We start from the raw sequence: 21484 nt of genomic DNA, 5'->3' as shown, positions 1-21484 counted from the left end.
GTGGCGCGCTCACAGGTTGTACTGCTTGCGCTTGCGATACAGGGTCGAGGCGTCGATGCCCAGGGTTTTCGCGGCTTGATCCAGCGTGCCAGCGGTGGCGAGGACGGCGCCGATGTGGGCCTTTTCCAACTCGTCCAGGCTCAGTGCTGCGCCGACCCGGGGGGCGTTGTTGGCCGGTTGTTCGGCCATGCCCAGGTGGCTGATTTCGACACGTTCCTGCGGGCAGATGATGCTCGCCCGCTCGACCACGTTGCGCAGCTCACGAATGTTACCGGGCCAGCGGTAGCCGAGCAGTGCCTCGCGAGCCTCGTCGCTGAAACCGCGAGCCGGGCGCGCGTACTCTTTGACGAAGCGGGCAAGAAAGCGGTCCGCCAGGGTCAGTATGTCCTCGGCGCGCTCACGCAGCGGCGGCAGGTGCAGGGTGATGACGTTCAGGCGATAGAGCAGGTCTTCACGGAAACGACCGTCACGGACCATGTCTTCGAGATTGAGGTTGGTTGCCGCCAGAATGCGCACATCAGCGCGACGGGTGACCGGATCGCCTACCCGCTCGTATTCCTTGTCCTGAATAAAACGCAGTAACTTTGGCTGCAACGTCAATGGAAAATCGCCGATCTCGTCGAGAAACAGCGTGCCGCCGTCGGCTTGGTTGACTCGGCCCAGCGTACTTTCGCTGGCGCCGGTAAACGCACCACGGCTGTGGCCGAACAGCTCGCTTTCCATCAGTTCGGCAGTCAACGACGGGCAGTTGATGGTCACGCAGGATTTCTTCTCGCGCTTGCTCCAGCCGTGAATCGCCCGGGCCAGCTCGCCTTTACCGGTACCGGACTCGCCGAGAATAAGAATGTTGGCGTCAGTGCTCGCCACCTGGCGCGCAGTCTCCAGCACGACTTTCATCGCCGGGCTGTGGGAATCGAGGCCGTCATTCGGTTTGCGGATCTCACCTTCAAGGGCTTCGAGACGTGCCGAGAGTTGACGCACTTCCAGTTGCTTGGCCGTCGCCAGACGCAGTTGATCGGGGCTGCACGGCTTGACCAGATAGTCGGCGGCGCCAGCCTGGATGGCATCCACAGCGGTATCGACCGCCGAGTGGGCGGTGACGATCACCACCCGCATCCATGGCGCCTGAATGCGCATTTGTGCCAATACGTCGAGGCCGTTGTCTTCGCCCAGACGCAAATCCAGAAAGCACAAATCGAACACCTGACGCTGCAACAGTGCGTCGGCCTGCGCTGCGCTGTTGGCGGTGGCCACCGTATAACCTTCGTCTTCGAGGCAATAACGGAAAGTTCGCAGGATGGCGGATTCATCATCCACCAGCAGAATGCGGCCTTGATGCTCAGTGGCAGATTCCATTTTTCCTACGCTCCATAAAGATTGGTCTTGGGTTAGTCCCGGAGAAATCGGGCAAGTTGCATGGTTGATTCTGAACGATGCCAGCCATAGGAGGGTAGCTCTCTCCTGCCTTTACGGCTAATTCACTGATTTTGTTGGTTTTTTAAACAAAAGCCGATTTGCAGGGTATTCCCTGCGTACTTTTCTGACATCCGCGCCCCGCTCTCAATTCCATAAGAATGAATTCTCCTACGAAATAATCGTGCATTCCGCACGACCCTGGATAACCCATCGTGCAGGATGCGTCGCAGACAGTTTTTCAAAAGCTTATAAGCCATTGAATTTATTGAATATTTTTTAAATAAAAAATTGGCATGCAGCCTGCAATACCTCATTCAGCCCGGGCAGATCAGCACTGCCCCAACCGAATAAGAGTGAGGAACCCAGGATGACTCGCCAACGTGCCGCCCAAGTGCGTATCTCGCCACTGCATCTCCAGCAAGGCCTGTTTGGCGTACTTGCGCTGTTGATCACCCTGATCGTGTGCCAGCAATACCTGAGCTGGGAAAACAGCCAGAAGCCTGAGCCGCTGATCTCGATCCAGCACAGCACGCAAAAGCATTTCAGCGCCGTCAGCAGCAGCCAGGCCGAGAGCGCCTCGATGCGCATGATGGACGTCGACCAAGCGCAACCACTGGACCAGATGCCGCGTGAAGAGCGCTGGGTTTTCTGACTGATTGAACAAATTCGGGCGCGATGCGCCGGAACAAGCAGCATCCCTAAATAGAGAAGTAAGGAGAATCACCATGTTGAGCTGGGCAATTACATTCTTGATCATTGCCATCATCGCTGCAGTACTGGGCTTCGGTGGTATCGCGGGCACCGCCACGGGTATCGCCAAGATTCTGTTTGTCGTGTTCCTGGTGATGTTCATCGCTTCCTTCTTCTTTGGCCGTCGCGGCCGAGGTTAACGATGATCGCTTTAAAGACACTGGCAGCCGCCCTGCTTCTGGGCGGTAGTGCCATGGCGATGGCGGCCAATGATGGCCAGACCCGAGTCAACGAGCTGTTGAGTTCCGACCCGCAATACCGGGAGACCTGGGAAGGCGTGGTGAAAAAGGAAGAACGCCTGCCGGAATGGGTGATGAACCTGTCCGGCACGCCGGACCAACAGATGAATGCCGTGACTGAAGATGGCGACAAGTATCTGGTTGGCCCCCTGTGTGAATCTGCAGACAAGTGCCTGAACCACCGCTTGATCGTCGCGTTCAGTTTCGACAAGAAAGACGCTTACGCCATGCTCGTCGATGTGCCCGAAGGACTGCCGGCCGACAAGTCGCCAACGCGACATGCCACCTACCGCTTCCTCGGCAAACCTGATCAGGGCATGCAGGATCTTTTGATGGAAACCCTGAAAAAAGATCCCAAGTGGTATTGATTCGAACATGAAGGCAGCAGCCCTGCTGCCTTCCATTGCGCTCACCTGAGGAAGGCAGGCGCATGACCAGGGGGCCGGGACGTTCTGACTGTTTCAGGGTCGGAGTGACCTACGGGTACAGGGAGTGCCTGCGATGAGGGCCGGGTCAGGGTAAAAGCTGCGTCGCAGGTTCGCCGGCCCACAGCGGTTCGACGGACTTGCGCTGAGCTTTAAACCGATCAAAACATTGATCCAGAGCGTTTCAACCCTTCTTTTTATCGCTCACACTGCGCGCGAAAACATTACGCGGTGTTTCGTGGCGACCGTATATCGACAAAGAGACCACTTTATCTGTGGGACTTCTCGCTCCTTTATGTAGGCTTTTTCCTAAAATTTCCGCCGAAAATTTTCGTTCAGAAAATAACCAATCTACGCTGTGATGGCCGGTTCACGGCACTTATGCCGGCTGAAATGTCGCAATCGAACCGGTTGGGACGTCAGTTTCATTTAAAAAAGCTCATGCCGATTCGGCATAGGGTAGGCGTTTACGGCATTAGACGGCGCAACCCTGCATCGGAATAGTTGCGCCTTTTTTCGCCTGCCGAAGAGCCGTAAATACGCGCTTCGGGGCACCTTATACGGAGGCAGATGCACAGACTTTTCCGCTAAAGAGCGTTCCAGTTCCTGCATGTGCCTGAGTCAAACGCAAGTAAGGGTAAAGATAATGAAGAAGGCAAAACTCAGCCTCGCCTGGCAGATCCTCATCGGTCTGGTTCTAGGGATTGCAATTGGTGCGTTGCTCAACCACTTCAGTGCCGAGAAAGCCTGGTGGATCAGCAACGTCCTGCAACCGGCAGGCGATATCTTTATCCGTCTGATCAAGATGATCGTGATCCCGATCGTCATCTCCTCCCTCATCGTCGGCATCGCCGGCGTGGGCGACGCCAAGAAGCTCGGGCGTATCGGCCTGAAGACGATCATCTATTTCGAAATCGTCACCACCATCGCCATCGTTGTCGGCCTGCTGCTGGCCAACCTGTTCCATCCGGGCACCGGCATCGACATGAGCACCCTGGGCACGGTGGACATCTCCAAGTACCAGGCGACCGCCGCCGAAGTACAGCATGAACACGCGTTCATCGAGACCATCCTCAACCTGATCCCGTCGAACATCTTCGCGGCCATGGCCCGCGGTGAGATGCTGCCGATCATCTTCTTCTCCGTGCTGTTCGGTCTCGGTCTGTCGAGCCTGCAGTCGGACCTGCGCGAGCCGCTGGTGAAGATGTTCCAGGGCGTTTCGGAGAGCATGTTCAAAGTCACCCACATGATCATGAACTACGCCCCGATCGGCGTATTCGCTCTGATCGCGGTGACTGTCGCCAACTTCGGCTTCGCCTCGCTGCTGCCGCTGGCCAAGCTGGTGATCCTGGTTTACGTCGCCATCGCCTTCTTCGCCTTCGTGGTCCTGGGCCTGATCGCCAAGCTGTTCGGCTTCTCGGTGCTCAAGCTGATGCGCATCTTCAAGGATGAGCTGGTGCTGGCCTACTCCACCGCTTCGTCCGAAACCGTGCTGCCACGGGTGATCGAGAAGATGGAAGCCTACGGTGCGCCGAAAGCCATCTGCAGCTTCGTGGTGCCAACCGGTTACTCGTTCAACCTCGACGGTTCGACCCTGTACCAGTCCATCGCGGCGATCTTCATTGCCCAGCTGTACGGCATCGACCTGTCGATCAGCCAGCAACTGCTGCTGGTGCTGACCCTGATGGTTACCTCCAAAGGTATCGCCGGCGTACCGGGCGTTTCCTTCGTGGTGCTGCTGGCCACTTTGGGCAGCGTCGGTATCCCGCTGGAAGGCCTGGCGTTCATCGCCGGTGTCGACCGCATCATGGACATGGCGCGTACCGCACTGAACGTGATCGGCAACGCCCTCGCCGTGCTGGTTATCGCACGCTGGGAAGGCATGTACGACGACGCCAAGGGCCAGCGCTACTGGAACTCCCTGCCACACTGGCGCAGCAAGGAAAAACTGCCGGCTGGCGAGACTTCCAAGAACTGATACACAACCCTGTGGGAGCTGGCTTGCCAGCGATGAGGTCCGCACATCCAGAATCTCTGGTGACTGACACTCCGCCATCGCGGGCAAGCCCGCTCCCACAGTGATCGCTGCCAACCGTTCTAAACGAACCCCGGAGAAATCCGGGGTTTGTCGTTTCTGGCGACCCCGCTATCATTCGCCGCATCTTCCGGGGGATTTGACTGATGCTTAATGGCCTGTGGCTTGGCTTCTTCGTCGTGGCAGCAATATCTGCGCTGGTGCAGTGGCTGGTCGGCGGTAACGCCGGAATCTTCGCGGCGATGGTGGAAAGCATTTTTGCCATGGCCAAGCTGTCGGTCGAAGTCATGGTGCTGCTGTTCGGCACCCTCACCCTCTGGCTGGGCTTTCTGCGCATCGCCGAGAAGGCCGGGATCGTCGAATGGCTGGCCAAGGTGTTGGGGCCGCTGTTTCTGCGCTTGATGCCGGAAGTCCCGGCGGGTCACCCGGCCCTTGGCCTGATCACCCTGAACTTCGCCGCCAATGGCCTGGGTCTCGACAACGCTGCTACGCCGATCGGCCTGAAAGCCATGAAGGCGCTGCAGGAGCTTAATCCCAGCAGCACCATCGCCAGCAATGCGCAAATCCTCTTTCTGGTGCTCAACGCCTCCTCGCTGACGCTGCTGCCGGTGACGATCTTCATGTACCGCGCCCAGCAAGGCGCGCCGGACCCGACGCTGGTGTTCCTGCCGATTCTGCTGGCGACCAGTTGCTCGACCATCGTCGGCTTCCTCTCGGTGGCGTTCATGCAGCGCCTGCGGATCTGGGATCCGGTGGTGCTGGCTTATCTGATTCCCGGCGCGCTGATCCTGGGTGGCTTCATGGCGTTGCTGGCGACGATGTCGGCGACAGCGCTGGCGGGGCTTTCGTCGATCCTTGGCAACCTGACGCTGTTCGGCCTGATCATGCTGTTTCTGCTGATCGGTGCGCTGCGCAAGGTCAAGGTCTACGAAGCGTTCGTCGAGGGCGCGAAGGAAGGCTTCGACGTCGCCAAGAACCTTTTGCCGTATCTGGTGGCGATGCTCTGCGCCATCGGCGTGCTGCGTGCCTCCGGGGCGCTGGACTTTGGCCTGGACGGGATTCGCCATCTGGTCGAGTGGGCCGGTTGGGACACGCGATTTGTCGATGCGTTGCCGACAGCGATGGTCAAACCGTTCTCCGGTAGCGCCGCGAGGGCGATGCTGATTGAAACCATGAAGACGTCGGGGGTCGATAGCTTCCCGGCGCTGGTGGCGGCGACGATTCAGGGCAGTACCGAGACCACGTTTTATGTGCTGGCGGTGTATTTCGGCGCGGTAGGGATTCAGCGGGCGCGGCATGCCGTGGGGTGTGCGTTGCTGGCGGAGCTGGCCGGCGTAATTGGCGCCATTGCAGTCTGCTACTGGTTCTTCGGCTAATAGAAAACCCTGTGGGAGCTGGCTTGCCAGCGATGAGGACAGCACAGCCAGAACCTCTGGTGACTGACACACCGCCATCGCGGGCAAGCCCGCTCCCACAGGGATTGTGTTGGTCTTAAGGCTTTTGCGGGGCCAATTTTTGGCCTTGGCCCACGGCCCACGCTACGACTTTCGCGGTCAGGCGATCACTGGCCTGACCAAACCCGGCGACCACCGCTGGCACCTGCACATCACTCAGTGGCTGACGCTCCTCAAAGCGCTGACTGGCGAGAATTCGCTGGTCATAGCCACGCACGATCAACGCATCAAGGCGCACCACCACGCTGGCCTGATTCCCCTGATATTCCGTCTGAAACGCCTGCAAATTCCCGCCCAGTTCCAGATCCGCCGCAAAATTGCTGTCATCGGTACTCAGCAACGTCACCCGACCATCACGGGCAAAGCCGTCCAGCAAGCGATTGCGCAGCAGCACCGGCGCCGGATCGCTCCAGCGCGAAGCCTTGTAGCTGCTGATCACATCGCCTTGCGGGATGACGGCGATGTTCGCTCGGTTCAACGCTTCGCTGGCCTGCAACTTGTTCAAACGCAGCGACCAGTGCTGAGTGGCCGCCGCACTGGTCGAGGCGGGCGTCTGAGTGATCGGCAGGCGATAAACATCCGCCGGTTCCGACTTGGGCAGAATCGAGCACGAACTGATCAGCACAAAACCGGCGAGGAGGGCGAGGCGAGTCAGCTTCATGGCGTGAACTCCTTGTTCTTGTCACTGCCCAGCAGGTAACCGCTCGGGTTGGCCTCCAGGCGTTGAGAGATGGCGCGCAGCGAGGTCAGGGTTTCGCGCAATTCGCGAATCGCCGGAGCCAGACCATTGAGGCCCTGCATGCCATTATCGAGGGAGTTCTGGTTTTTGCTCAGCAAGCCATTGATCGTGGCGCTGCTCTGTTCCAGCGATTTCATCGCCTGCTCGGCGCTTCCCAGCGCTTGTTTGCCCTGATCGTTGAGCAAGCCATTGGCGTTGCGCATCAACGCCGAGGTCTGTTCGAGCATGCTGCCGGCCTGTTTGCCGACTGCCGCCAGTTGCTGCATGGCCTGACGCAGATCGCCGCGCTGATCATTGATCGAGCCGGTGGTCTGCTCCAGATGCGCCAGGGTTTTGCTGACGCGCTCGACATTCTCGGCGGAGAACATCTGATTGGCGTTGCCCAGCAAAGAACTGATACCGCTCATCAAGTCGTTGCTGTCGTTGAGCAGCCGCGAAATAGGCGAGGGCGAGGCGACGATGATCGGCAGCTTGCCGTCATGCCCACGTAGTTGCGGACTGTCTGGCGTGCCGCCGCTGAGCTGGATGATTGAGGTGCCGGTGATCCCGGCCAGCGCCAGTTTGGCCTGGGTGTCTTCCTTGACCGGCGTGTCGCCGCCCAGCCGAATCCGCGCCAGCACCCGGCGCGGGTCCTTGGGGTCGAGGCGCAGGCTGACCACGTCGCCGACCTTGATCCCGCTGTACTGCACCGGGCTGCCCTTGGACAGGCCGCTGACCGCCTCGTTGAAGACGATTTCGTAATCCTTGAACTCAGAGTCGACGCTGGACTTGGCCAGCCACAGGCCGAAGAGCAGGGCGCCCGCCACGACAATAACCGAGAACAGGCCGATCAACACATGATGGGCTCGGGTTTCCATGTCAGACCTCGTTGAGCAATTTGGCGGCGTCCAGCGCCGAGCGGCCGCGCGGGCCGTGGAAGTATTCGTGAATCCACGCGTCGTTGGTTTCGGAAACAACGTCGATGGGGCCGGCAACCAGTACTTTCTTCTGCGCCAGCACCGCCACGCGGTCGGTGATGGTGTAGAGCGTGTCGAGGTCGTGGGTCACCAGAAACACGCTCAGGCCCAGCGCATCGCGCAGGGTCAGGATCAGTTGATCGAACTGCGCCGCGCCGATCGGATCGAGGCCGGCGGTGGGTTCATCGAGAAACAGAATGTCCGGATCCAGCGCCAGCGCCCGGGCCAGCGCCGCACGTTTGATCATGCCGCCGGACAGCGAGGCCGGGTACTTGTCCGCCGCCGACAGCGGCAGCCCGGCCAGCGCCAGTTTGACTGCCGCAAGATGTTCGGCGTCTTCGCGGCTGAGGCCGGCGTGTTCGATGAGGGGCAGGGCGACGTTCTCGGTGACGGTCAGCGAAGAGAACAGCGCGCCTTTCTGGAACAGCACGCCAAAACGCCGTTCGACCAGCGAACGCTCATGCTCGGACAGGCTCGGCAGGTTTTGCCCGAACACTTTGACCAGACCTTCGCTGGGCCGGCGCAGGCCGACGATGCTGCGCAGCAACACCGACTTGCCGCTGCCGGAGCCGCCGACCACGGCGAGAATCTCGCCTTTGTACAAATCCAGATCGAGGTTCTCGTGCACGCTCTGGCTGCCGAAGCGATTGCACAGGCCACGGACTTCAATCACCGCCTCCGAAGGCGCGCGGGGTAGACGACTCACCAGCCCATCTCCATGAAGAACAGCGCGGCCACCGCATCAAGCACGATCACCACGAAAATCGACTGCACCACCGCCGAGGTGGTGTGAGCACCGACCGATTCGGCGCTGCCGCTGACCTTGAAGCCTTCCAGACAGCCAATCGTCGCGATAAGGAAGGCGAAGATCGGAGCCTTCACCAGCCCCACCAGAAAGTGCTGAATGCCGATGTCGGCTTGCAGCACCGAGAGGAACATCGCCGGGGAAATCCCCAGCGACACCGCGCAGACCACGCCGCCGCCAATGATCCCGCAGAGCATCGCCAGAAACGTCAGCATCGGCAGCGCCACCAGCATCGCCAGCACCCGTGGCACCACCAGCAACTCGACGGGGTCGAGGCCCAGCGTGCGAATCGCGTCGATCTCTTCGTTGGCCTTCATCGAGCCGATCTGCGCGGTAAAGGCACTGGCGGTGCGCCCGGCCATCAGGATCGCCGTCAGCAACACGCCGAACTCGCGTAAAAACGAAAATCCCACCAGGTCCACGGTGAAAATCGTCGCGCCGAAACTGGCCAGCACCGTCGCGCCGAGAAAGGCCACCACGGCGCCGACCAGAAAGGTCAGCAACGCCACAATCGGTGCGGCATCGAGGCCGGTCTGTTCAATGTGGGCAATCATCGGCGTGATCCGCCAGCGCTTGGGCCGGAACAGTCCACGGGCGATGGTTTCGAGGATCAGGCCGATGAAGCCCAGCACTTGCAGGGTGTCCTGCCAGACCGTGTCCACGGCGCGGCCGATGCGCGTCAGCAGTTGCACGCTGACGCTGACTTCCGGCTCTTTGATCGGCACGCAGAAGTCGGTCATCGACTGATACACGGTTTGCAGCAGGGCGCGGTCAGCCTGGGAAATCGTGCAATCGGGGTGTTCGGCGGATTTGCCGAGGCGCTCGGAACCGAGCAGCTCGACCAGCAAGGAGGCGCCAGCGGTGTCGAGGGCGCCGAGACCGTTGAGATCGATCGAGGTAGCGGTGTCGTATTGGCCGTGGAGCTTTTCGGTCAGTTGCTTGAGCTCGGCGTAATGGGCAAGCGTCCAGTCCCCGGAAACCCGCAGGCGGGCAGGGCTGATCGACGTGTCCAGTTGGGCACTGCCTGTCATCGAGCTGCTGGTCATAAGCTCCGTGCTTTATCGGCTAAATACGCTGGCATACGTAATAGCACGAACCCGATTACTTTTCTTTGGTCGCTGTGCTGTCCGTCACTTCGAAACGCAGCACGCCGATCACTTGGCCGTCCTCGGTGAGCACCCGGACTTGCCATTTGCCCGCCGGGTTGCCGGGGAAATTCTGCTTGTGCGTCCACGCCCGGTAGCCTTCCTTGCGCCCACCGTGGATGTCGAGGGCGATGCGGTCGACCTCTTTGCCGTTGAACTGCCAGACATGATAAATCCGCTCGTCCAGGCCGCGCGGCGCATTGATCGCGGTATAGGCGTAGAGCCCGCCGTAGCGGATCTGCTCGGCGCTGACCTCGTCGAGGCTGGCGCCGGGGGTGCGATCCTGCAATTGCGTGCTGATCGCCACGTCGGTCATCCACAGCGTCGCCGGCGGCACCCACGAACGCAGCACCCAACCGACGCCGCCGATGCCGACGGTGATGCACAGAATCGCCAAGGCGTTACGCACAGTGCGGATCGGGAAGATCGACGCCAGACTCGGGAACGACAACAACACGGAAATGCCCAGCGCCCATTTGAAGCTCTGCGAGGTGGTCAGGTGCATGATCACCGGCAGCGCGGTGAGCAGGGCGGCGAACAGGGTCAGCGTGTGCAACGCGAGAAAGGCCCAGCGCCGTGGCGCCAGCCATTTGTAATAGAGCGGATCAACGATCGAGATCAACGCCGCGACGCTGAGCAGGCCGGTGAAAATCAACTGGCCGCTGTTCCACGTCGTGGTGATGAAGAAAAAGGGCAGAACGAAAAACAGGCTTTCCTGATGGATCATCTGCGTCGCGTAACGCAGCAGCGGCTGGGGGATTTCCCGTTTGAACACGCGGGTGAACAGGCCGGTGAGGGTGTTTTCCAGCATCAGCCAGATCCAGCTCAGCAGCATGATGATGGTGATCCAGCTCGCCAGACCCTGCTGGCGGTCGACCAGAATGAAACTGCCGACCCCGGAGATGAAACCACCCAGCGCAATGACCCCGGGGTAGCGCTTCATCAGTTCGAGAATGCGCTGGATCAGCAGGGTCAGTTTTGGCATTTTGGGGGGTCACGACACTGTAGGAAAAAACTCGGAAAGGTTACCGCCACATAACCCCTGTGGCGAGGGGATTTATCCCCGATCGGCGGCGCAGCCGTCGCAAATCCGGCGAATGCGTTTTGTCTGGAGGAATGGGTTTATCGGGGTAGGGGCCGCTGCGCAGCCCATCGGGGATAAATCCCCTCACCACAGGAACCTTCTCATCCTAGATTTTCCTCACAGGTTTCATTCATCACTGGGTCTGGATCTCGTGGCAGATTTGTGGCGGCGGCGCAACCGCCAGCCGATCAGGATCAGCAGCACCACACCGAGCCCGCCCGCCACCAGCCACAACACCTGATCATCACTGATCAACGGCTTCTCGATCCGCAGATACCCCGGTTGCAGCAGCAACTCGCGCATGGCTTTGTTCGCCGTTTCCAGCGTCACGCCTTGCAGCTCCCGCGCCGGATTGGCGAAGCGGCCATCCTCGTAATCCCCCAGCGCGCTCCAGTAATAATCGGCCAGCGCGCTGTTGCCTTGCACCGCCCAGGCCTGATGAGCGATGGCGGCCTGTTTGATCCGGGCGAAGGTGTCGGCATCGAGGCCGTTTTTCAGCAGGTCGGCCTTGAGGTCTTCCAGCACCTGGATGGCTTCGTCGACGTCATCGCGATCCAGATCGGCATTCAGGCTCATGAAGCCGACGCCACCAAACACTTCACGCTCGGCCCATGGCCCGTAGGACAAACCATGGTTCAGGCGGATTTGCCGGTACAGCGCCCAGTCGAGGTAGTCCTTGAGGATATCGAAGGTCTCGTCGTACTGATCGTCCAGCACCGGCTCCGGCACCAGCCAGTGCAGCTTGGCGCTGTCGCCGATAAAACCACGGGTGAGGGTGCGTTCATGGGCGGCACTGATGCGGATGTCCGGCAAAGGTCGGTGTTCGCTCGGGTCAACCGCTTCGAGGGCGCCCCAGGTGCGTTCCAGATAAGCCGGCAGCAGCTTGTCGAGTTCGCCGACGACGATCAGGGTCATGTTGTTTGGCGCGTACCAGGCCTTGCGTACCTTCTCCAGTTGCGCCTGAGTCAGGTGGCCGACTTCAGCCCGCTGCGGGCATTTCAGGCCCAGTTCCACCGCCAGTTGATTGCTCGCGGTGTGGCCCAGGTCCTGACGGTCGAGAAAACGTTGCAACTTGGTGTAATGGCCGCCGTCCTCGCGCTCGACCACGCGTTTGGCGGCGTTGATGGCATTGTCGTCGATGCGGGTCTGGGTCAACAGATCAAGCAACAGGTCGAGCACCTTGCGCTGGTTTTTCGCCGGCGCTTCGATCACGAATGTGGTGTCGGCGTTGCTGGTGAAGGCATTCCACTCGCCGCCCAGCGCCTGCATGCGTTCTTCGAGGCCACCTTCGCCAGTGGCGTCGATGCCGCTGAACAGCAAGTGCTCAAGCAGGTGCGGCAGCTCTTTTTCATCACAATCGAAATCGTCGAGACCGACGCCGACCACCAGTCGGATCGCCACATGCCCGCGTTCCGTGCCGGGTTTGAGCAGCAACTGCAAACCGTTGGGCAGCGCATAACCTTCGACCTGGAAACGATCCAGGGCGAAGGCGGGCAGGGAACCGAGCAACAGACAAGCGAACAACAGGCAACGCATAACAGGCTTCCATACGGCTGATTTGGAGATCCGTGTCGTCAGTCAGGGCCCCATCGCTGGCAGGCCAGCTCCCACAAGGATTTGCGGCGCTCACAAAACCCTGTGGCAGTTGGCTTGCCAGCGATGGGGCCTTTGAGGCTGAACTCTGTGTTACTGACTGACCCTGGCCCCAGACGTTCAAGGCGAATGCGTGATGTCAGCAATATCATCCGCTGCCAGTGCGCCGGTATCCGTCGTTTCCAGCACCACATACGCGCTGCCACAAAACAGCGAGTTAAGCCGCTTCATGTCCGCAATCAACTCCAGATGCAGCGAACTGGTCTCGATACTCTGCACGATCTTGCGTTGCAGACGACTGACATGCGCATGGGCCAAACGGCGTTCCTGGGCGCGAAAGCGACGTTTCTCCCGGAGCAATTGCCGGGCACTTTCGCGATCACCGCTGAGAAACACCGACAAGCCCAGACGCAGGTTGGCGATCAGTTGCTGCTGCAGCCCGGCCAGATCCTCCAGGCCTTCTTCGGAAAACGAGCGGCGCTGCGAAGTCTTCTGCTGCTGGATCTTGCGCAGCATGCGTTCGATCAGGTCGGCGGCCAGCTTCAGGTTGATCGCCAGTTCGATGATCTCGGCCCAGCGTCGACTGTCGTGCTCGCCGAGGTCCTCGCGAGGCATCTGCGCCAGATACAGCTTGATCGCGCTGTACAGCGCTTCGACGTCGTCGGTCAGCCGGCGCATTTCCTGGGTGACGGCGGTCTGCTTGCCGCGCAGCACATCAAGCGTCGCATCGAGCATGTTGTCGAGCAGATCACCCATGCGCAGGGTTTCCCGCGCGGCGTTGGCCAAGGCCAGGCTCGGCGTGACCAATGCGGTGGCGTCGAGGTGGCGGGGTTTGGCGGTGCCGTTGACCTCCGGTCGCTCCGGCAGCAGCCAGGCGCAGAGCCGCGCCATCGGCCCGACACTCGGCAGCAGAATCAGACAGCGCGCGGTGTTGTAGAGCAGATGGAAGCCGATGACCATTTCCTGCGGGCTGAAATCGAGGCTGTCGATCCAGTGCACCAACGGATCGAGCACCGGAATGATCAGCAGCAGGCCGATCAGTTTGTACAACAGGCTGCCCAACGCCACTTGCCGGCCGGCGGCGTTCTGCATGCTGGTGCTCATGAACGCCAGCACGCCGCTGCCGATGTTGGCACCGATGACCAGACCGATCGCCACTGGCAGGCTGATCACGGCGGCCCCGGCCAGTGTGGCGGTGAGCAACACGGCAGCGAGGCTGGAGTAGGAAATCATCGCGAACAGCGCGCCGACCAGGGCGTCGAGAAGGATGTCACCGGTGAGCGAGGCGAAAATCACTTTCACGCCCTGTGCATGGGTGATCGGCGCAGCGGCTTCGACGATCAGCTGCAACGCGAGAATGATCAACCCCAGACCGATGCTGACCCGGCCCATCTGCCCGAGCCGCGTCTGTTTGCGCGACAGAAAGAAAATCACCCCGAGGAAAATCAGCAGCGGCGACAGCCACGACAAGTCAAACGTCAGCACCCGCGCCATCAGCGCCGTGCCGACGTCGGCACCAAGCATGGTTGCCAGCGCCGGGGTCAGCGCCATCAGGCCCTGGCCGACAAAAGAAGTAACGAGCATGGCGGTGGCGTTGCTGCTCTGCACCATCGCCGTGACGACGATGCCGGCGACAAAGGCCAGCCAGCGTTTGGACATGTTCTGGCCAATCACATGGCGCAGATTGGTGCCGTACACCCGCAGGATGCCGGTTCGGACGATGTGCGTGCCCCAGATCAGCAGGGCGACGGCGGAAAGCAGATTGAGCAGGGTGAGCATGCAGACCCCCTGTAATAGCAGCGCTCCAGAGGAGCAAGTTGACGGTACCGCACGGTTTCTACGTTCTGATACTTAAGCTGTAGTTGGCGAACGGACTGGGCGCCAGCATTGCACAGCTAAAGTGCCGATTGAAACAAAAGTGTCATGAAAACAGCTTCATGCATCCCCTTCCAAATCAACGCCGCCACTTGTGGGAGCTGGCTTGCCAGCGATGGCGTCCGTCCAGCAAACATTGACGTCGCTGACACTCCACTATCGCTGGCAAGCCAGCTCCCACAGGGATCGCGGTGTTTGAATGTTGCCCAAAGCAAATGTAGGAGTGAGCCTGCTCGCGATAGGGCCATCAGCCTCAACATTGCTGTTGACTGACAGACCGCTATCGCGAGCAGGCTCACTCCTACAGGTTTTGCGCACTGACGCAAATTTATCGGTGCATGAAAAAACCTGTGGGAGTCTGGCTTGCCAGCTCCCACAGGTTTTGTACTCGCTGCTGGAAATCCCGATTACTGCCCCGGGATGTCCTTGCGCAGTTTTACCGGATCCTGCTGCTTTTTCTTCTTGGCCATTGCGCCGCGCAGCTTGATGTTGATTGCCTCGACCGCCAGCGAGAACGCCATCGCGAAGTAGACGTAGCCTTTCGGTACATGCACGTCGAACGACTCGGCAATCAGCACCGTACCGACCACCAGCAGGAACGACAGCGCCAACATCTTCAGCGACGGATGCTTGTCGATGAACTCGCTGATCTTGCCCGACGCCAGCATCATCACCAGCACGGCAACGATGATCGCTGCAATCATCACCGGCACATGGGAGACCATGCCGACCGCGGTGATCACCGAGTCCAGCGAGAAGACGATGTCGATGATCGCGATCTGGATGATGGTGTAGAGAAAGTTGCCGCCCTTGCCGCCAGGCGTGTCGTCGCTTTCGTCTTCGCCTTCCAGTGCGTGGTACATCTCTTGCGAGCTCTTCCACAGCAGGAACAGACCACCGAAGAACAGGATCAGGTCGCGGCCGGAAATGCCCTGGCCGAACACCTCGAAGAGGTCGGCGGTGAGACGCATGACCCAGGTGATCGACAGCAGCAACAGGATTCGCGTGATCATGGCCAGGCCAAGACCGAAGATCCGGGTGCGCTGCTGCATGTGCTTGGGCATGCGGCTGACCAGGATCGAAATCATGATGATGTTATCGATGCCGAGGACGATCTCCAGGGCAGTCAGGGTAAAGAAGGCAACCCAGATTTCGGGGTTGGTCAGCCAATCCATGTGTATTCCTTTGTACGAGTGTTAAACCGAAAAAGGTCCGGGCTTCAAACCGCGAAGCCAGGACCCGAAACGGTGAGTCTTGGGGTTATAGAGTGCTGAACACCGGGAAAGTCCCCAACAGCAGTGCAGCAATCAGGATGCAGATACAAACCAGAATCGCCCATTTCAGGGTGAAACGCTGGTGGTCACCGAAATCGATGCCGGCCAGGGCCACCAACAGATAGGTCGATGGCACCAATGGGCTCAGCAAATGGACGGGCTGACCGACGATCGAGGCACGGGCCATTTCCACTGCAGTGATTCCGTAGTGGCTGGCAGCCTCGGCCAACACCGGCAACACGCCATAGTAAAAAGCGTCGTTGGACATGAAGAAGGTGAACGGCATGCTCACCAGCGCCGTGATCACGGCCAGATACGGGCCGAGGAAATCCGGGATCACCGCCAACAGGCTTTTCGACATCGCATCAACCATGCCGGTGCCCGACAGGATACCGGTGAAGATACCGGCGGCAAAGATCAGCCCGACCACTGCCAGCACGCTACCGGCGTGGGCGGCGACGCGATCCTTCTGCATTTGCAGGCACGGGTAGTTGACGATCATCGCGATACTGAACGCGACCATGAACAGCACCGGCAGCGGCAGCAGGCCGGCGATCAGCGTGCACATCAGGCCGAAGGTCAACGCACCGTTGAACCAGATCAGTTTCGGACGACGGGCATCCGGGAATTGCGAGACGCTGATTTCACTGTGATCGATTTCGTCGCCCGCCAGGTGCAACTCACCCAGACGCGCACGCTCACGCTTGCCGTAGAAGTAGGCAATCACCAGGATCGCCACCACACCGGCGGCCATGGCCGGGATCATCGGTACGAAGATATCCGACGGATCGACATGCAGCGCACTCGCCGCACGGGCAGTCGGGCCGCCCCATGGGGTCATGTTCATCACGCCACCGGCCAGAATGATCAGGCCGGCCATGATTCGCGGGCTCATGCCGATACGGCTGTACAGCGGCAGCATGGCGGCCACGCAGATCATGTAAGTGGTCGCGCCGTCACCGTCGAGGGAAACCACCAGCGCCAGTACAGCGGTACCGACCGACACCTTCAGCGGGTCACCCTTGACCAGTTTGAGGATCTTGCGCACGGCCGGGTCGAACAGGCCGGAGTCGATCATCAAGGCAAAGTAGAGAATGGCGAACATCAACATCACGCCGGTCGGCGCGAGCTTGGTAATACCTTCGAGCATCATCGGGCCGATCTTCGGCGCGAAACCGCCAAACAGGGCGAAGATGATCGGAATGATGATCAGGGCGATCAGCGCGGACAGGCGCTTGGTCATGATCAGGAACATGAACGTGATGACCATGGCGAAGCCAAGGAAAGTCAGCATGGGAATACTCCAGGCGTAGCGCGGCTAGGGAATGAGCAGATCGGGCGGATCAGCGCAGAACGGGAAGCACGAGACGTACGGGCGGAGTGGGAGCGAGGAGGCGGGCTACAGAGGACATCAGAATCACCATTGTTGTTGTTAATTGGGCCTGGCGTGCGAGCAATCACATGCGTTGGCCAACCGGTCTTTTGCCGGAAGTGAGGCGATCCTAATGGGGCAAGCTTTCAGCCAGCTTTCGCTGATGAAAGCTTTGAATGAACGGTCAACCGATCGTCGGATGCGAACTAGAGTCAATGAACATAGGGAGGAGGGCTTTGAGGATGAGCGAATTGCACAGCGGTGGCTGCCATTGCGGACACATTCGTTATCAGTTCAGCGGTGCGCTGCACGACATCGCGCACTGCCACTGTTCGATCTGCCGCAAGGTCAGCGGCGGTATCGTCACGACGTGGATCACCGTACCGGCGGCGAATTTCCAATGGTTGGCCGGCACACCTTCGCGCTATGACTCGTCGAGTAGCTGTGCGCGGTTCTTCTGCTCGGATTGCGGCGCGCAACTGGCGCTGGTGACGTTGCTCAGCCCTGAGAGCATCGACGTGACCATTGCCACGCTGGATCACCCGGAGCAGGCAGCGGCCGAGCGGCATATCTGGACGGATAGCCAACTGCCTTGGCTGCATCTGGACGAACACCTGCCGGGCGAGCCGGAGGAAACGCTTTAGCCGGGCTAAAGAGTGCTCAAAAAATAGACAGATCCAGCGGCCGGATCGCGCCCATCCAGATCGCGTGCTCGGTGTGGTCGAGCAAGTCGTCGCCGGTGTCCGGGTGCAGGAACACCACCAGGCCGTTGCGATTGAGCTCCAGCCACGGCAACACCTCGCCGATCAGCTCCGGGCCGAAGGCCAGTTGGCAGCTCCAGTCCGGGTGCGGGCCGACCGGGCGCTCGTGAACGCGGCCCATTTTCAACGCAAACAATTGTGCTGCCTGCTCACATAAGGCCCGCGCCTGCTCAAGCGTGCCGGCATCGAAATAAACGTGGGCGTGATAGCCCTTGATCGCTTGCATCTGAAAGCCTCGCAAATCGGTTCGAACCCTCGACGTTGAGCGTGTGTCACACGCCATACAAGGGAAAACAAAAAGGGATCAGCCATGAAAAATGCCGAAACCCCGGTGGTAAAAGTGGTGCTCTATGGTGCCATGAGTAGCCTGGGCGCTGCGTTGATGGCTGAACTGCTGCGCCGTCAGCACGAAGTGATCGCAATACTCGACGACCTCACCGCCCTCGCACCGCGTCCGGGTTTACGTACCAAAAGCGGCGATCTGTTCGATTCCGAACGGGTCAATCAAAGCGTGGCCGGCAGTTCGGCAGTGATCTGTCTGCTTGATGCGCCGGGCCTGCCATTCAGTAGCGAGCATATAGAACGATCCGTGTTGCTGGGCCCCGTGGAGCAGGTATTGGCCGTTGATTCATTGGTCGATGGTTTGCAGGCAGCCAACGTCTCGCGGTTGTTTCTGGTGGGTGATTTTGCCGTGCTCGACGAGCAGGATCTGGATGATCGTCTGCAACGCCACGCCGCCGAGGAAATTCGCGAAGCACTGCAAAGCAGCCCGCTGCACTGGACGCTGGTCAACGCACCACGCGGCGTTGCAGGTTTGACGATCGAACATTTCAGTCAGGTCGGCAGCAATCTCGAACCGGGTCTGGCAGAACCGCTGGAGCGTTTGAATCGGGTGGCCGTGGGGATTGCCGATGAGCTGCGGCTGAATCTGCATATAGGCCAACATGTGAATTTCGTCGCGGCTAGCGAATAGGTCGCTACACGGCGATGGAAGGCAGTGCGAGTCCATTGAGTGATTCGGCACTGCTCGCCTGCTCCATCATCAACCAATCGACAAACTGCTGGATCAATGCGCCCCGGCGTTTGCGCTGGGGCAACACCACGTAATAGCCCAACCGCGACAACGTGGTTTCGGCAATCGGTCGACATAACAAACCCTGGGTCAATAAGTTATCCACAAGGTGCCGCCAACCAATCGCCACGCCTTGGCCGCCAATCGCCGCTTGAATCAACAGCGTGTAATTGTCGAAACGCAATTGACCCGGGGCGGGCGGGGTAGTGATGCCGAGTTCGCGAAACAATCCACTCCAGTCGAACCAGTTGCTGCTGTTCTCACCGCGCAGGTGCAGTAGCGGAAACTCCAGCAAGGCCTGAGCGGGCAGAGGTAGTGAACGATTTTTGAGCAATTGCGGGCTGCACACCGGGAACACTTCCTCGCTGAACAGCCAATGGCTTTCGCCCTGTTTGAAACGCCCGTCACCAAACAGAATCGCCACATCGATATCGGTGCGCAGCATATTGTGGTTGCGCTCACTGGTGACCAGGCTGACATCGACGTGAGGATTGGCTTCGTGGAATCGGTGCAGGCGCGGCATCAGCCAGTAGGCCGCGAAAGCGAAATCGGTGGCGACTTGCAGCACCTCATGTTGCTGCTGTGCGCTGATTGCGCTCAAGCCTGCGTCGATATTCTGCAACCCGAGGGTAACTTGCTCGAACAGGATTATTCCGACTTCAGTCAGCTCGATACCTCTGTAGATGCGATCAAACAGTCGAGTGCCGAGCTGTTCCTCTAACCGTTTGATCTGCTGACTGATCGCCGGTTGCGTGGTGCCAAGCTCTACCGACGCAGCAGTAAAGCTGCGATGCCGAGCGGCGGCCTCGAAGGCGCGCAGCAGGTCGAGCGACAGATCACCAAGGGCTTCATACATAAGCTGTGCTTATCCTAGTCATTGTCCGGCGCGGGCTTTACCGGATACAGCATGGGCTCCATGCTCGATCGCAGCAATGTCGCATAAATATTCACTATGGAATGCCGCGATCACATGAAGCGCAAGAATATTCTTTTCATCATGGCCGATCAGATGGCCGCGCCAATGTTGCCGATCTACGGCCCTTCGCCGATCAAACTGCCCAATCTTTCCCGCCTCGCTGCCCAAGGCGTGGTGTTTGACGCCGCGTACTGCAACAGCCCGTTGTGCGCACCGTCGCGCTTCACCCTGGTCAGCGGCCAGTTGCCGAGCAAAATCGGCGCCTACGACAATGCCGCCGATTTCCCCGCCGACATTCCAACTTACGCCCATTACCTGCGCCGCCTCGGCTACCGCACCGCGCTGTCGGGCAAGATGCATTTCTGCGGCCCGGATCAATTGCACGGCTATGAGGAACGCCTGACCAGCGACATCTACCCGGCCGATTACGGCTGGGCAGTGAACTGGGATGAGCCCGATGTGCGGCCGAGCTGGTATCACAACATGTCTTCGGTACTGCAAGCCGGGCCGTGCGTACGCACCAACCAGCTCGACTTCGATGAAGAGGTGGTGTTCAAGGCTCAGCAATACCTGTTCGATCACATCCGCGAGGACGGCGATCAACCGTTCTGCCTGACGGTGTCGATGACGCACCCACACGACCCGTACACGATTCCCAAGGCGTTCTGGGATTTGTACGACGACGCCGATATCCCCTTGCCTACGACGCCGGATCAACACGAACTCGATCCGCATTCCCAGCGTTTGCTCAAAGTCTACGACCTATGGGACAAGCCGCTGCCTGTGGATAAGATCCGCGACGCGCGCCGTGCGTACTTCGGTGCGTGCAGCTACATCGACGCCAACGTCGGCAAACTTCTGCAAACTCTCGAAGAAACCGGGCTGATTGACGACACCGTCATCGTTTTCTCCGGCGATCACGGCGACATGCTTGGCGAAAAAGGTCTCTGGTACAAAATGCACTGGTTTGAAATGGCGGCCCGCGTGCCCCTGTTGATAAGTGCTCCCGGACAGTTCAATGCCGGCCGCATCAGCGCCGCCGTATCCACCGCCGATCTATTACCCACGTTCGTCGAACTGGCCGGCGGCACGCTGGAACCGGGCTTGCCGCTGGATGGCCGTTCGCTGATGCCGCATCTGCAAGGGCAGGGCGGCCACGACGAAGTTTTCGGCGAATACATGGCCGAAGGCACGATCAGCCCGCTGATGATGATCCGTCGCGGCGCCTACAAATTTATCTACAGTGAAAGCGACCCTTGCCTGATCTTCGATGTGCACAACGATCCGCGTGAACTGGAAGAACTCAGCTATTCGCCGCAATATCGTTCGCTGTTCGACGATTTTCTCGCCGAAGCGCGAGCCAAGTGGGACATCCCGGCCATTCACCGCGCTGTGCTCGCCAGCCAGCGCCGACGCCGATTTGTCGCCGATGCGTTGACCATCGGCAAGCTGAAGAGCTGGGATCACCAGCCGCTGGTCGACGCCAGTCAGCAGTACATGCGCAACCACATCGACCTCGACGATCTGGAACGCAAGGCCCGTTATCCACAACCCTGCCAAAACCAATAATGTT

20 protein-coding genes are annotated in these 21484 nt (G+C 59.7%); 8 read left to right on the top strand and 12 right to left on the bottom strand.

Translation table 11 applies throughout. From position 1 onward, the window contains the following. Nucleotides 1–9: 9 nt before the first annotated feature. Entirely contained in the window at nt 10–1356 is a 1347-nt protein-coding gene (gene algB, locus ACIONG_RS20215) for a sigma-54-dependent response regulator transcription factor AlgB (RefSeq protein WP_401302299.1), read from the bottom strand. A gap of 427 nt (nt 1357–1783) precedes the next feature. Here algB and ACIONG_RS20210 point away from each other — a divergent pair, with 427 nt between their 5' ends. From ACIONG_RS20210 to ACIONG_RS20190, 5 genes are all read left to right on the top strand, one after another. Then, nucleotides 1784–2068, top strand: coding sequence for a hypothetical protein (locus ACIONG_RS20210; protein WP_103302913.1), 285 nt, complete (start codon nt 1784–1786; stop codon nt 2066–2068). 73 nt (nt 2069–2141) lie between these two features. Then, entirely contained in the window at nt 2142–2306 is a 165-nt protein-coding gene (locus ACIONG_RS20205) for a DUF1328 domain-containing protein (protein ID WP_003177151.1), read from the top strand. Nucleotides 2307–2308: 2 nt separating this feature from the next. Next, on the top strand, nt 2309–2773 hold the full coding sequence (locus ACIONG_RS20200; RefSeq protein WP_103302912.1) for an inhibitor of vertebrate lysozyme family protein: 465 nt from the start codon (nt 2309–2311) through the stop codon (nt 2771–2773). Nucleotides 2774–3476: 703 nt separating this feature from the next. After that, nucleotides 3477–4808, top strand: coding sequence for a glutamate/aspartate:proton symporter GltP (gene gltP, locus ACIONG_RS20195; RefSeq protein ID WP_401302296.1), 1332 nt, complete (start codon nt 3477–3479; stop codon nt 4806–4808). Nucleotides 4809–5011: 203 nt separating this feature from the next. Then, complete coding sequence (locus tag ACIONG_RS20190; RefSeq protein ID WP_103302910.1) at nt 5012–6241, top strand: nucleoside recognition domain-containing protein; 1230 nt, start codon at nt 5012–5014, stop codon at nt 6239–6241. Nucleotides 6242–6356: 115 nt separating this feature from the next. Here the strand turns inward: ACIONG_RS20190 and ACIONG_RS20185 are convergent, their stop codons facing one another. The 9 genes from ACIONG_RS20185 to ACIONG_RS20145 all read right to left on the bottom strand — a co-directional run bounded on the left by ACIONG_RS20185 (nt 6357) and on the right by ACIONG_RS20145 (nt 17084). Continuing rightward, the gene (locus ACIONG_RS20185; RefSeq protein ID WP_401302293.1) at nt 6357–6980 is read right to left on the bottom strand and encodes an ABC-type transport auxiliary lipoprotein family protein; all 624 of its coding nucleotides are present in this window, start codon (nt 6978–6980) and stop codon (nt 6357–6359) included. After that, the gene (locus ACIONG_RS20180) at nt 6977–7915 is read right to left on the bottom strand and encodes an MlaD family protein (RefSeq protein WP_401302291.1); all 939 of its coding nucleotides are present in this window, start codon (nt 7913–7915) and stop codon (nt 6977–6979) included. The genes ACIONG_RS20185 and ACIONG_RS20180 overlap by 4 nt, the downstream gene beginning before the upstream one ends. A 1-nt stretch (nt 7916) precedes the next feature. Further along, a complete protein-coding gene (locus ACIONG_RS20175; protein ID WP_103302907.1) occupies nt 7917–8720 on the bottom strand; it encodes an ABC transporter ATP-binding protein in 804 nt (267 codons plus the stop codon). Next, the gene (locus tag ACIONG_RS20170; protein WP_401302289.1) at nt 8717–9865 is read right to left on the bottom strand and encodes an ABC transporter permease; all 1149 of its coding nucleotides are present in this window, start codon (nt 9863–9865) and stop codon (nt 8717–8719) included. The genes ACIONG_RS20175 and ACIONG_RS20170 overlap by 4 nt, the downstream gene beginning before the upstream one ends. A 55-nt stretch (nt 9866–9920) precedes the next feature. Continuing rightward, entirely contained in the window at nt 9921–10949 is a 1029-nt protein-coding gene (locus tag ACIONG_RS20165) for a DUF5924 family protein (RefSeq protein ID WP_401302287.1), read from the bottom strand. A 225-nt stretch (nt 10950–11174) separates the two neighbouring features. Beyond that, nucleotides 11175–12584, bottom strand: a complete 1410-nt coding sequence (locus ACIONG_RS20160) for an insulinase family protein (protein ID WP_315444889.1) — start codon at nt 12582–12584, stop codon at nt 11175–11177. Nucleotides 12585–12761: 177 nt separating this feature from the next. After that, nucleotides 12762–14420, bottom strand: coding sequence for a Na/Pi cotransporter family protein (locus tag ACIONG_RS20155; protein ID WP_103302903.1), 1659 nt, complete (start codon nt 14418–14420; stop codon nt 12762–12764). A gap of 503 nt (nt 14421–14923) precedes the next feature. After that, entirely contained in the window at nt 14924–15691 is a 768-nt protein-coding gene (locus ACIONG_RS20150; protein ID WP_103302901.1) for a TerC family protein, read from the bottom strand. 85 nt (nt 15692–15776) lie between these two features. Further along, the gene (locus ACIONG_RS20145; protein ID WP_103302900.1) at nt 15777–17084 is read right to left on the bottom strand and encodes a CitMHS family transporter; all 1308 of its coding nucleotides are present in this window, start codon (nt 17082–17084) and stop codon (nt 15777–15779) included. A 320-nt stretch (nt 17085–17404) separates the two neighbouring features. On the opposite strand from ACIONG_RS20145, the gene ACIONG_RS20140 reads away from it, so the two are divergent. Beyond that, nucleotides 17405–17806 carry a GFA family protein gene (locus tag ACIONG_RS20140; protein WP_401302284.1) on the top strand — a complete coding sequence of 134 codons (402 nt, stop codon included), beginning with the start codon at nt 17405–17407 and terminating at the stop codon, nt 17804–17806. A gap of 16 nt (nt 17807–17822) precedes the next feature. Here ACIONG_RS20140 and ACIONG_RS20135 read toward each other — a convergent pair whose 3' ends face one another. Next, a complete protein-coding gene (locus ACIONG_RS20135) occupies nt 17823–18149 on the bottom strand; it encodes a DOPA 4,5-dioxygenase family protein (protein ID WP_401302282.1) in 327 nt (108 codons plus the stop codon). 84 nt (nt 18150–18233) lie between these two features. On the opposite strand from ACIONG_RS20135, the gene ACIONG_RS20130 reads away from it, so the two are divergent. Beyond that, a complete protein-coding gene (locus tag ACIONG_RS20130; protein WP_401302280.1) occupies nt 18234–18896 on the top strand; it encodes an NAD(P)-dependent oxidoreductase in 663 nt (220 codons plus the stop codon). 4 nt (nt 18897–18900) lie between these two features. Here ACIONG_RS20130 and ACIONG_RS20125 read toward each other — a convergent pair whose 3' ends face one another. Continuing rightward, the gene (locus ACIONG_RS20125) at nt 18901–19851 is read right to left on the bottom strand and encodes a choline sulfate utilization transcriptional regulator (RefSeq protein WP_103302896.1); all 951 of its coding nucleotides are present in this window, start codon (nt 19849–19851) and stop codon (nt 18901–18903) included. Nucleotides 19852–19965: 114 nt separating this feature from the next. Here ACIONG_RS20125 and betC point away from each other — a divergent pair, with 114 nt between their 5' ends. Next, nucleotides 19966–21480, top strand: a complete 1515-nt coding sequence (betC, locus tag ACIONG_RS20120; protein ID WP_401302278.1) for a choline-sulfatase — start codon at nt 19966–19968, stop codon at nt 21478–21480. Nucleotides 21481–21484 lie beyond the last annotated feature (4 nt).

It is taken from the genome of Pseudomonas sp. NPDC087817 (assembly GCF_044742875.1).
Lineage (GTDB): Bacteria > Pseudomonadota > Gammaproteobacteria > Pseudomonadales > Pseudomonadaceae > Aquipseudomonas.
This window is presented reverse-complemented; position numbering and strand designations above follow the sequence as displayed.

What these genes read in the sequence shown, in the direction of transcription:
- ACIONG_RS20130 (WP_401302280.1), top strand. Translation starts at nt 18,234, where the DNA reads ATGAAAAATGCCGAAACCCCGGTGGTAAAAGTGGTGCTCTATGGTGCC.
- ACIONG_RS20180 (WP_401302291.1), bottom strand. Translation starts at nt 7,915, where the DNA reads ATGGAAACCCGAGCCCATCATGTGTTGATCGGCCTGTTCTCGGTTATT.
- algB (WP_401302299.1), bottom strand. Translation starts at nt 1,356, where the DNA reads ATGGAATCTGCCACTGAGCATCAAGGCCGCATTCTGCTGGTGGATGAT.
- ACIONG_RS20185 (WP_401302293.1), bottom strand. Translation starts at nt 6,980, where the DNA reads ATGAAGCTGACTCGCCTCGCCCTCCTCGCCGGTTTTGTGCTGATCAGT.
- ACIONG_RS20165 (WP_401302287.1), bottom strand. Translation starts at nt 10,949, where the DNA reads ATGCCAAAACTGACCCTGCTGATCCAGCGCATTCTCGAACTGATGAAG.
- gltP (WP_401302296.1), top strand. Translation starts at nt 3,477, where the DNA reads ATGAAGAAGGCAAAACTCAGCCTCGCCTGGCAGATCCTCATCGGTCTG.
- ACIONG_RS20170 (WP_401302289.1), bottom strand. Translation starts at nt 9,865, where the DNA reads ATGACCAGCAGCTCGATGACAGGCAGTGCCCAACTGGACACGTCGATC.
- betC (WP_401302278.1), top strand. Translation starts at nt 19,966, where the DNA reads ATGAAGCGCAAGAATATTCTTTTCATCATGGCCGATCAGATGGCCGCG.
- ACIONG_RS20125 (WP_103302896.1), bottom strand. Translation starts at nt 19,851, where the DNA reads ATGTATGAAGCCCTTGGTGATCTGTCGCTCGACCTGCTGCGCGCCTTC.
- ACIONG_RS20140 (WP_401302284.1), top strand. Translation starts at nt 17,405, where the DNA reads ATGAGCGAATTGCACAGCGGTGGCTGCCATTGCGGACACATTCGTTAT.
- ACIONG_RS20210 (WP_103302913.1), top strand. Translation starts at nt 1,784, where the DNA reads ATGACTCGCCAACGTGCCGCCCAAGTGCGTATCTCGCCACTGCATCTC.
- ACIONG_RS20160 (WP_315444889.1), bottom strand. Translation starts at nt 12,584, where the DNA reads ATGCGTTGCCTGTTGTTCGCTTGTCTGTTGCTCGGTTCCCTGCCCGCC.
- ACIONG_RS20190 (WP_103302910.1), top strand. Translation starts at nt 5,012, where the DNA reads ATGCTTAATGGCCTGTGGCTTGGCTTCTTCGTCGTGGCAGCAATATCT.
- ACIONG_RS20135 (WP_401302282.1), bottom strand. Translation starts at nt 18,149, where the DNA reads ATGCAAGCGATCAAGGGCTATCACGCCCACGTTTATTTCGATGCCGGC.
- ACIONG_RS20155 (WP_103302903.1), bottom strand. Translation starts at nt 14,420, where the DNA reads ATGCTCACCCTGCTCAATCTGCTTTCCGCCGTCGCCCTGCTGATCTGG.
- ACIONG_RS20150 (WP_103302901.1), bottom strand. Translation starts at nt 15,691, where the DNA reads ATGGATTGGCTGACCAACCCCGAAATCTGGGTTGCCTTCTTTACCCTG.
- ACIONG_RS20145 (WP_103302900.1), bottom strand. Translation starts at nt 17,084, where the DNA reads ATGCTGACTTTCCTTGGCTTCGCCATGGTCATCACGTTCATGTTCCTG.
- ACIONG_RS20205 (WP_003177151.1), top strand. Translation starts at nt 2,142, where the DNA reads ATGTTGAGCTGGGCAATTACATTCTTGATCATTGCCATCATCGCTGCA.
- ACIONG_RS20200 (WP_103302912.1), top strand. Translation starts at nt 2,309, where the DNA reads ATGATCGCTTTAAAGACACTGGCAGCCGCCCTGCTTCTGGGCGGTAGT.